We start from the raw sequence: 10,943 nt of genomic DNA, 5'->3' as shown, positions 1-10,943 counted from the left end.
ATTTAAATTAGCATTTGTAACAGGATAATACTTTGGTTGAAAATATGCTTGATATATTAATTGATAGTAACGAACCTAATGTGAAAATTTGGGCTTGTAGTGTAGCTTTAGAAATTGACTATAAATATAAAGAGGCAGAGCAAATATTAAAATATATTACAAATTCCCCTGAATTAGGAATATTGAGTTTTAATGCTGAAACGGTTCTGGAAAACTATAAAGGTAAAACACATAAATAGGTCTTAATCAACTAAACCAGCTAATAGTTTGTCAATAATTTTCAATAAAAAAATTTTGGGACTCATGTTATACTATTTTTGACATGCCAAATAATCTTCCACTTATTCAAAAATTGGAAGATTATGGTAATTGAAGTTGATTCAGATTTTAAGCTAGATCTTGGAAAGTCGTTTTGCTTTTTAACAGGGCATAAATCCAATGTAATAGTTTGTTTATACAAGCAATAACTGTTACTCTAAATGGTTTTCCTTCTTCACGCTTTTTATCATAAAATTGTCGCATTCGCTTATTTCTTGGGATGATTTCGTCTGTTGTCTTATTCTTACGATTATCACGAATTGCACACCGAACAGCCATAAATAACGCATGTCTCAATCGACTAGAACCACGTTTTGTAATACGGTTTCTACTGGCTGTGAATTTACCAGATTCAAAGACACTCGGGTCAACACCAGTGAAAGCCACAAGTTTTTTAGGATTATCAAACCGATCAATTTCACCAATTTCAGAGATAATCGTTGCCGCGATTTTTTTTCCGATACCTGGAATCGATTGGATGATAGTATATTCTTCAATTTCTTTGACGAGGACATCTATCTCTGCTTTTAAATTGGATAGATGTTCTTTGTATTGAAGAACCATTTTAATATGCATCTCAAGCGAAATAATAAGGCTCCTATAAAGATTTACTTGAAACGGATTTTTTTCAGCCGCAGTAATTAAAAGCTTAGCTCTTTCGTTTGCCCATTGTTTAGAACGACTAGTACATAAAGATGCGATTCGTTTAGCCAGTTGATCTTCACCTGCTTGTAACACAGCTTCAGATGAAGGAAACTCCAGTAAAGTTAAGAGTGAAACATTAGAATACAAATCTCCAAATACACCTCGATATTCAGGAAACACTTGATCTAGAATCGCTAAAAAATGTAGTTTTGCCTGAGAACTAATACCTGTTAAATGATCGTGCTGTCTGGTTAAATTTCGCAGGTTTAGTAACTGTGCACCACGTTTTTTATGTGGCTCTAACTCTTCTTTGTAATACAGCTCGCAGAGGTGGTACGCATCGATGACATCAGTCTTAACCTTTCTTAAGCTCGAACTTTTAGCTCGATAAGAGATTAATGGATTAATAACGATGTAAATATAATTTAAGCTATCTAAGAACTGCATAACTGGAGAATGGTAATGTCCTGTCGATTCCATTATTAATACTGGTTTTGAATTGGCTTTTTCTTCGATACTCTGTAAAAATTGATGTAGCTGCTTAAACCCTTCAACTGTATGTGAAATTTTAAAACTTTTTTTAAAAGGAGTCTTTCTATCTAAAAAAGCTTGTATTTGACTTTCTCCTTTTGCGACATCCAGACCAACTACTGGATTCATAAACTATCTCCCCCTAAAACTATTAAATTTATCGGTTCCCCAAATACTCCCTTATAGTGTCATAGGTTCGCTTGTTATTCGGGATCTTTGTCCCAACCAGCCCAAAGCATGTTTCTATAAGTAGGGGGTGAACTGTTTAGTTGACGGGGTCTAAGCCCCACTAATGCTTCGTTCTGCCCCGACTACTTAATCATAAGACCATATAAAAAATGGTCAACCAGTAAATAAAACTGGATGACCTTATAATACGAACTAATGCGTTAGTTGAACAACGTGAGTTGCTTCGGCAGTTCTTTTTAGTTCAACTAAATGTCAGATTAGTTCTATAAGGTGTGGTATAATTAAAAGGTAAATAATGGAATATTTATAAATGGAAACGTCTTAAAATATAAGGGGGATAAGTTTGAAATATATACTTACTCTTATTGTTGTTATGACTATATTAATAACAGGTTGTTCAAACTTTATTGGAAACGAAGAACAAAATATAAAAGTTCAAAAACGGGTCGATGATGTAAATAATTATGAAGACTTCAAAGTAATAACTAATAATAAGAAAGTTCAAAAGGTAAGAGAATTATTAGATAATATTGATTGGGAACATACAAAAGTAGATATGGTACGCCCAGCCGATTACAGATTTATATTTCAATTTAAAAATCCTGATATAAATGGAAAAGCAGTACTATATGAGCTTTGGATAAGTCCTAATAAAGATAAAGTGGAACTCACAGTAAATGCCGAAAGTAAATTTTTTCAATTAGACAAGAATCGTTCAGAAGAATTATATGAAATACTCATTGGTGGAAAATTATCTGACCTAAATTAATAATTTGATCTCTTATCTGAGGTTTTTTAAGACATTGAAAATTGAATTTTAATCATTAACCCATTTGCTATTCAACTAACTGATGCATTTAGTTGAATAAGAAAAAGTAAAGATCACAAATTGTGGTCTTTTTTCATTCCAGTATTCAACATAATGGCAGTTTAGTTGTATAAGAAAAAAGGAAAAAAGTTTAAAAAGTTGAATTATTTTTAAAAAAACTATTTGAAATCTAGTTGGGAGTTATCTAAATGATAAAGAATAAAATTTATAAAATAACAACACAAGAAATAAGTGAAATAAAAGAAGAAATGACACATGATCATTCTTTATTTCTAGTTGAATTGGATGGTAAAAAAATCCAAACCTGGGAGGATTATATTATTGAAGTCGAGAAAAAGTTTAAATTTCCAAGATCATGTGAGTATATGTGGGATAGATATCTAGATTGGATTAGAGATCTGACATGGTTTGAAGAAGATGAATATGAAGATAATAAGATTGAAAAATTTGCTTTAATAATTTACAACTTCAACAAATTTTCAAGAAAAAATGATTCATTAAAAAGGAAAATTATTGATCAATTCAATAGGCTTATCCTTCCTTTTTGGGAAGAAGAGGTGGAACGAGTAGTAGTTGAAGGTAAAGCTAAATCTTTTAAGGTTTATTTGGTTGAGTAAGAAATATTTCACTATAAGTTACATAACACGAGCTGCTTATCTTCGGCTTTTTTTATTGTAGTAAATGGCAGTTTAGTTTAATAAGGAAATATTTCAAAGCAAATTGTATAATCATAAAAAAGGGGTGATTTCATTTTGGAATATGTTCCGTATATACGTGAAATATTACTCGATGAAGAAATAGATGAACAAGAGTTTGTTAATACATTTAATAAGTTCTACAAGCAAGGATGTTATATTTATGCGATTATACCTGAGTACGAACAAGAACTATTAGAGGAATTAGCTAGTGACTTTAATGAACTAAATAAATTCCCTTTACCACGAGTTTTTCCAAGGGAAATAGGGCATTTAGGTTATGTAAAAGACAATCTAAATAAATATATTTTTGAATTTTATCTACGGTCTACCACAATGGACCATCTGGTTTTTTCCGAAACCGATGCAACAGAACTTTTAAGAAATATAAACAAGAAGAATGTTCACATTTACAAATTGTTTGAATTAAATAGAATTCCTCATATTACAATTGGTCCTGATGGTCAATGGCTTAATGTAGTAGAGTATTAAATTTAATACTTATGCAACTAACTGATGCTTTAGTTGAATAAGAACAAGCAAAGACCATTATTTTTGTGGTCTTATTTTTTGTTCTGCTAAAAAGTAACCATTTAAGGCATTATTGTCTTTATCTACAGATTTTCCCTTATTTGGTACATCTTTAATCCACGAAATAATTGGCTTCAATATTATTCATCCCCTTTTTTGTAGTATTGATATTATATTTTCATTCACCTTTTCTTTTTTAGTACCTAGCATTATGTTTAGTACTGGTTTTGACATAAAAATTGTTTTAAGTTCATCTAGTTTTCCTCCCTCTTTTCCATTACGATTAAGGAAGTTACTATTTTCGATAAAGGAGAATTACGATGGAAAGAACATTTGTAGTGTACGCTGGTCCAGATATTTGTGTAGCTGTCAATGCTGAGTCGGAAGAACAGGCATTTGAACGATTCGCAGAAACACAAATTATGGATGAAATCTTTAGAGATCACGTTGAGACTTTTATTGTAAATGCTAGTTTATTAGAAGAGTTTTATAGTGATGAAAACGGATTTCTATTAAATGAATCTGGTGAATTCAAGGATCATTTATTGAAAATTGAAGATGAAGAAGAATGTTTCAAATACATTTATAATTGTGTGGAAAAAAATGTAAGAAATTTCTGGTCTGATGCTCCACAATTTGCTGAAGAATACCTGCGCGAATATAGAAACAATAACAATGTAGATTATTATGAAGTAAGTTTTTCAAGAGAATTTTATATTGATACGTTTAAAAGAGTAGTTGATCTCGGTGATTGGTATGATGACTTAGTAATTAAGGAAATTGATCTTTCTACAAGAGATGTCCAAGTAATTTTTAATAAATAGGATCTGTTAAATTTAAATATTGATTTTTGAACTAAAAAAGTTTGTCTAATTAGACAAACTTTAGGAACTTTTATGCAACTAACGCATGCTTTATTTGTATAAGAAAAAGCAAAGACCACAATTTTTTGTACCTTAATTTTTGTTAGTATATCAACAATCTTCTTTAACAGAGCCAATAAAAAAAAGACTACCCTTGAAAAATTTTCAAAGTTAGTCTTTCCTATTACATGATTACTTTGTTTTATTCTTAAAATGTTGAATAATCACTTCAACAATTCTTCTAGAAGCTTCTCCGTCTCCGTATGGGTTAGATGCTTTAGACATTTTTGCATGTGCTTCTTCGTCCGATAACAGTTCATCGGCTAACGAGAAAATGACTTCTTCGTCAGTTCCAGCCAGCTTCAATGTACCAGCATCAATTCCTTCAGGACGTTCTGTCGTGTCGCGTAAAACAAGAACTGGTACGCCTAGTGAAGGTGCTTCCTCTTGTACACCACCAGAATCAGTTAGGATTAAATGCGATCTTGCAGCAAAGTTATGGAAATCGATCACATCTAGTGGTTCGATTAAATGGATTCGATTGTCATTTCCTAATACTTCATTTGCGATTTCGCGAACAACAGGATTCATATGTACAGGATACACAACTTGAATATCATGATGTTTTTCGACTAAGCGCTTAATCGCTTTAAACATATTTCTCATTGGTTCCCCTAAATTTTCACGACGATGTGCAGTCATTAACACTAATCTGTCATTTCCAATTTGATCAAGAACAGGATGAGTATATTCTTCTTTTACGGTTGTTTTAAGTGCATCAATTGCAGTATTACCAGTAATAAAAATTGATTCTTCCTTTTTATTTTCAGCTAATAAATTTTGTGCTGATTTTGTCGTAGGAGAGAAATGCAAATCCGTCATGACACCCGTTAATTGACGGTTCATTTCTTCTGGGTATGGTGAATACTTGTCCCAAGTACGTAAACCAGCTTCAACATGCCCAATTGCAATTTGATTATAAAAAGCTGCCAGACTAGCAATAAAAGTAGTTGTCGTATCCCCGTGAACTAATACAATGTCCGGCTTTACTTCTTGCATAACCTTATTTAAACCTTCCAATCCTCGAGTTGTTACATCGATTAATGTTTGGCGGTCCTTCATTATATTTAAATCATAATCAGGCGTGATGTCGAAAATTTCAAGAACTTGATCCAACATTTGACGATGCTGAGCTGTAACCGTCACAATTGATTCAATTTCATCTGGATGTTTAGCTAATTCAAGCACAAGTGGCGCCATCTTAATTGCCTCTGGTCTTGTTCCAAAAATGGTCATTACTTTAACAGTCAAAATTCTTTCCCCTTTCAAAAACAATTCGGTAAATTGAAATATGTATCTATCTATTGTATCGTAACTAACGAAATAAAGACATTTTTTACCATGAAAAATACCGTATATTCCTCTATTCACATCACAAATTATACAATTTAATCGTCTTAATTCCTAATAAGTTCTTTAACTAGTAATTTTCCTATTCGATCTCACAAATCGAAAAAAGCCTATACACTTAGTTTCCCATATTTGAAATCATTCATACTTGAGGCTAAGAAGAAAAAGCACAGTTCCTTCTATTCAAGAAATCACTGTGCACTAAGATCTACTTAATGTACTAATTTTACTTGTAACTCATCAATTAGACTCAAAATCTCTGAACACATTTTATCCATACAGTAATTTCCCTTCACAAATTCAACTAGTTCTTGCTTATTTCCTTTTCTACGATTCGCAATGTACTGAGCTGCTTGATCAATTGATTCAAAAATATACTCATCAGGGAATATCATACGAGCCCCTTCACGATTTAAAACAATTGGTACAGCACAAGAAGCCATCCCTTCAACGGGTGCTAAGTGAAAACTTTCATAATCGCTAACTGATAAAACATAACCAATCGACTCGAGCCACTCCGCTGAATCTCCCCACTCTTCAAATTGAACTTGATCACGATAATGGGAATTCTCAATTTTTTTAAATAAACTTGTATAATAGTCCTGCTCTTGTTGATTATTCCATACCCACGGAAACTCTTTCGGATGCTTCCCTTTTATTGAAAGCGTATATCGACTGTCTCTTTCATATAACTTTTCAAACAACTCAAGCGCCCGATCTAACCGTTTTAGCTTCGGTACATAACCAAGTAATCCAATTCTAAAATCTGCATCATATTGCTTCGGCAAATGGAATTTATCGACATCAACTCCATTTTGAATGACGATCATCTTTTCCCTAGGAATCCTTGCAACACGATGAAACTCCTCAAATATATAAGAAGAAATCGCAATAATCTTATCAATCTTCGTAAAATCAAATCGTTCTGGAAAAGGCGTATTCATTTCAAAACGATGCATTCTAACAATTAATAATTGATGATCTTTTTTATGCTCCTGATACCAAATCACATTTCCAAGTCCCCACTCACAAAAAAGAACAGCTGCCCAATTAACGATCTCTAAACTTTTGCCAACTTGATGAATTGTATGACCTTCCCACAAATCAATTTTTAGTTCAATGTCACTTCTAGCTTCAAACCTCTTAATCGCATCGTTTATAAATTTTAAATCATGCCCGATAATCGCCAGTTTCATAAAAACAGCTCCTTATACTAAAATACGCTCAATTGTGTCTTGGCTAATGGCTTGTTCATAGGCATCTCGATAAAAATTAAACTCATCAATTTCAAAAAATTGAACACCAGCTTTTGAGAAATGGCCAATTGATGATTTATGATTTAAAAGCTTTATAAATTCATTGGGGTGAAGAAATCTAGTCGCCTTTTTACAAATCAATGCCCCATCAATATAGCAATCATTTACGTAGTTATAGCTATTTCCATTGCCCTTAGCAATAATCGTATCATTCGTGTACTTAGTCGCTAACATCAAATCTCTTAAATAATTTTCTCCATAATAATGATCTAGATTAATTGGAGCAATATAATTCGAATCAACGAGATCATTTAAGCTAAAGTAATGATGGCAGTAATCAATTAGATAGGTTTTTACTTCTCCATAATTGTTTTGATTAAAAATATTTAAATAGCCTTCAAACAAATCGAGTAGGATCACTAGCTTTTTTTGTTTGATTCCTTGTCTATTGTAAATCGAGATTATTTTTTCATAATCAGCTTTACTTCGAACAATTCCTACTAAAGTAGCAGTCTCTTCATATTTCTCATATGGCAGATTAATAATGTCGAATAAATCTTCCACTCGATTCGTATATGTATGTTCTTCTAATACTTTTCGCAATGTGAGTAGACGATTCTTTTTATAAAAAGTCTCATCTGTAAAATAGTTTGAAAGTCGTTGTTTCATGATCTTTTCATCGTCTGTCGCTGTTACAATCTCTCCAAACATTCGATGAATCCCTTCTGAATGGGAACTAATAATCGGGGTATTACTTGCTAATAACTCAAATACTCTCCGGGCAAACATTGTCGGAGATTTCGTAATACTATTTACATTTAGTGCTACTTTATAGCCTTTATACGCAAGATCAATTTCATTTTGTTTTAAGTTTCCAACAATAAATGGTTTATACTCATCTGGAAATTGATTAGGACTTGTTGGATTATGATAGTTACGGTCATAAATATCTAGCCCGTATTCCTTAGAAGAATTGACTAGCTTCTCCATCGTACTCGTACGCTCAGGAAACTTTTTCCCATAATACGCCCCGGCAAAAACTACTTTCTCTTTACGAGGAATAGATTCAATTGGATTGTGAATTTTCGGTTGAGCTGCAAAAGGTAAGCAATAAACATTTTCGCAGCCTTCATCCACATAGTTCTGAACGGATTCAAAATCAGTCGTGAATACATAATCAAAATGCTTAGCAGTATCAATAAAGGCTTGATAATGGAACGGATCTTCCTTATTCCAAAAGACGGTCGGGATCTTATGCTCTTTACACCAATAAACTAATTTTAATAGTTTCGTATGATTTCGATGATTTTTCGTACCGATTTTATCCTTCCAAGCTCCATCATTCCCAAGCCAGGCAGACTCGCAAAAAAATAAATCTATTCGATGCTTTTTAAATTCCGTCAACCAATTCTCAGGCGTAATTTTTACAAGTTGAAACTCATAATCGAAGCATCGTGTCGTAAATTCGTCGGCGATAAACCCTACTCGAAAGTCCTTAATTTCTTTCTTTTGTTTGTTCAAGTGAGAATTGTCTATCGTACTATTTTTATATGAACCCATTAATTTAGCATGGAATATATGAAGTGTGGCCGCACCTGTCATATAAATCGAAAAAGAAGCCGATTGGATCCCACTTTGATTAAATTGAGATAGATCAACTAACTCGTCCAGCTGGAAATTGACTGTAATTGCGTTATACTCATGATCTACAAATCGTAGCTCACAAACTACTTCACACTTACCGCTCACAAATCCTGTGATGCCAAATTTAGTAAATAACTGACTCCTACCTTCATTAAAAAGTAGATCCATTAATTTTTTTTCGTCTTTATAATCAATAACCGCAGTCTGTTTTATTAGTTTGTTATGAAATAGCGTTTGCTTTTCCTTTTGAAACTTTTGAATCCCTTTACTAACGATAAAATCATCAGCTGACAATGGAAGTACCTCATGGTTTTGAAAATAGAAGGGTTCATCCACATTCATTAATTCTTGCAGCATCATCTTCGTGTCATATTTTTCATTACGTAATCTAGTAATTTGTTTTTCGATTAATTCTTTTAACATACATGACCCCTCATTTTCTTTTTACATACTTCAAGAGCTTCCAGTATTTCCTAGCTAATTTGCCAAACTTTGAATTCCGAAACGTTTCATAATTTAATTGCAGCTTTTGATATTCTTCTTGCAATTTTTCATATTCATACGAACCAAATGACTGCTTTACTTCGTTTACAATCACATAATCATCAAGCCCCATCATAAATTCCTCATGCTCAACAATTAAATCCAACCGACGAAATAATTGCTCTTCCATTCTCTTTTCTAATTCCATCACTTTATTAGAGAGACATTCATTTTCTTTCATTAACCATTCATTTTTCCGTACAATATTCCCATCGAGATCCTCAGTCGAAACCTCGATTAAACTTGGTTTAAAACTTACAGTTGTTGAATCAACATGACTACTATTCAATAATTGACTATTCTTCATTTCAAACCTCCAACAATAAGATAAACACCGTATCCAAGTAAGACGTGTTTATTAAAAAGGAAACGATTCTTAATTAGAGATTAACGACTTTTTGTGAAGCTTAATGAGTATCCATGTTAAAATAATGTAAAAAAATAACTGCCTTTGCAAATTTTGCGTAGGCAGTCTTAGTTATTTCCATATTGCTTTTCAAAATAATCTTTGTATTCACCTGAAACGATTTTCTCCCACCATTCCTTATTTTCCAAATACCATTGAACGGTTTGAGCAATTCCAGTATCGAAATGATAAGTTGGCTTCCATCCTAGTTTTTCTAATTTACTAGGATCAATCGCGTATCGTTTATCATGACCTAAACGATCTTTAACGAATTCAATTAATCCCTCAGATTTACCAAGCTCTTTAATGATCGTCTTAACAACCTCTAAATTCGTCCGCTCGTTATGTCCACCTACATTGTAAACTTCCCCGTTTTCTCCTTTATGCAAAACTAAATCAATTGCAGAACAATGGTCAAGAACATGCAACCAATCGCGAATATTTTCACCAGTGCCATAAACAGGAACTTTTTGGTCATTTAGAACGCGAGAAATCGTTAATGGAATTAACTTCTCTGGAAAGTGATATGGTCCGTAATTATTTGAACAACGTGTGATATTCATCGGAAATCCATACGTTTCATGATAGGCACGAACTAATAAATCAGAAGATGCTTTACTTGCGGAGTACGGGCTATTCGGTTGTAGCGGTGTATCTTCAGTAAAAAAGGTTGTAGGATCAAAATCTAGATCCCCGTACACTTCATCTGTCGATACATGGACAAATTTCTTAATGTTTATCACTTTTGAAGCATCTAGTAAAACTTGAGTTCCTAATACATTTGTTGTCACGAATATACTTGGGTCTGCTATTGAGCGATCAACATGACTTTCTGCTGCGAAGTGGATGACATAGTCGAATTTCTCTTTTTTAAATAAAGTCATGATGTCGTCACGGTTTGAAATATCAATTTTAATAAAATGATAGTTTTCATTTTGTTCGATATTTTTATGTTTTGTTAAATCCCCCGCATACGTTAAAGCATCCAAATTGTATATTGAATAAGATGGGTATTTATTGATCATGTATTGAACAAAGTTTCCACCGATAAAACCGGCACCACCTGTAACAGCTACTTTCATG

At 32.8% G+C, this 10,943-nt stretch carries 11 protein-coding genes; 5 read left to right on the top strand and 6 right to left on the bottom strand.

The genetic code is table 11. The features are described from left to right. Positions 1-32 precede the first annotated feature (32 nt). Positions 33-239 carry a hypothetical protein gene (locus CN925_RS03130; RefSeq protein ID WP_098844746.1) on the top strand — a complete coding sequence of 69 codons (207 nt, stop codon included), beginning with the start codon at positions 33-35 and terminating at the stop codon, positions 237-239. Positions 240-387: 148 nt separating this feature from the next. Here CN925_RS03130 and CN925_RS03125 read toward each other — a convergent pair whose 3' ends face one another. Then, a complete protein-coding gene (locus tag CN925_RS03125) occupies positions 388-1,623 on the bottom strand; it encodes an IS110 family RNA-guided transposase (RefSeq protein WP_098844743.1) in 1,236 nt (411 codons plus the stop codon). A 433-nt stretch (positions 1,624-2,056) separates the two neighbouring features. On the opposite strand from CN925_RS03125, the gene CN925_RS03120 reads away from it, so the two are divergent. The 4 genes from CN925_RS03120 to CN925_RS03105 all read left to right on the top strand — a co-directional run bounded on the left by CN925_RS03120 (position 2,057) and on the right by CN925_RS03105 (position 4,562). Continuing rightward, positions 2,057-2,452, top strand: a complete 396-nt coding sequence (locus CN925_RS03120) for a YhfM domain-containing protein (protein WP_483295163.1) — start codon at positions 2,057-2,059, stop codon at positions 2,450-2,452. 248 nt (positions 2,453-2,700) lie between these two features. Further along, complete coding sequence (locus CN925_RS03115) at positions 2,701-3,129, top strand: barstar family protein (RefSeq protein WP_098844738.1); 429 nt, start codon at positions 2,701-2,703, stop codon at positions 3,127-3,129. Between the two features lie 135 nt (positions 3,130-3,264). Then, on the top strand, positions 3,265-3,699 hold the full coding sequence (locus CN925_RS03110; RefSeq protein ID WP_098844736.1) for a hypothetical protein: 435 nt from the start codon (positions 3,265-3,267) through the stop codon (positions 3,697-3,699). 359 nt (positions 3,700-4,058) lie between these two features. Further along, positions 4,059-4,562, top strand: coding sequence for a hypothetical protein (locus CN925_RS03105; protein ID WP_098844733.1), 504 nt, complete (start codon positions 4,059-4,061; stop codon positions 4,560-4,562). A gap of 231 nt (positions 4,563-4,793) precedes the next feature. Here the strand turns inward: CN925_RS03105 and wecB are convergent, their stop codons facing one another. The 5 genes from wecB to rfbB form a co-directional block, all read right to left on the bottom strand. Then, positions 4,794-5,897: a non-hydrolyzing UDP-N-acetylglucosamine 2-epimerase gene (gene wecB / locus CN925_RS03100; RefSeq protein ID WP_483295162.1), complete on the bottom strand. Its 1,104-nt coding sequence runs from the start codon at positions 5,895-5,897 to the stop codon at positions 4,794-4,796. 326 nt (positions 5,898-6,223) lie between these two features. Beyond that, entirely contained in the window at positions 6,224-7,207 is a 984-nt protein-coding gene (locus tag CN925_RS03095; RefSeq protein ID WP_098844727.1) for a glycosyltransferase, read from the bottom strand. Positions 7,208-7,219: 12 nt separating this feature from the next. Beyond that, complete coding sequence (locus CN925_RS03090) at positions 7,220-9,334, bottom strand: CgeB family protein (protein WP_098844724.1); 2,115 nt, start codon at positions 9,332-9,334, stop codon at positions 7,220-7,222. A 10-nt stretch (positions 9,335-9,344) separates the two neighbouring features. Continuing rightward, positions 9,345-9,761, bottom strand: a complete 417-nt coding sequence (locus CN925_RS03085) for a hypothetical protein (RefSeq protein ID WP_098844722.1) — start codon at positions 9,759-9,761, stop codon at positions 9,345-9,347. Between the two features lie 167 nt (positions 9,762-9,928). Continuing rightward, complete coding sequence (gene rfbB, locus CN925_RS03080; protein WP_098844720.1) at positions 9,929-10,942, bottom strand: dTDP-glucose 4,6-dehydratase; 1,014 nt, start codon at positions 10,940-10,942, stop codon at positions 9,929-9,931. Position 10,943 lies beyond the last annotated feature (1 nt).

Source organism: Bacillus sp. AFS055030 (assembly GCF_002574545.1).
Taxonomy (GTDB): Bacteria; Bacillota; Bacilli; order Bacillales; family Bacillaceae_G; genus Gottfriedia.
The sequence above is the reverse complement of the archived record's forward strand: the minus strand, read 5'-3'. Positions and strand labels throughout refer to the sequence as shown.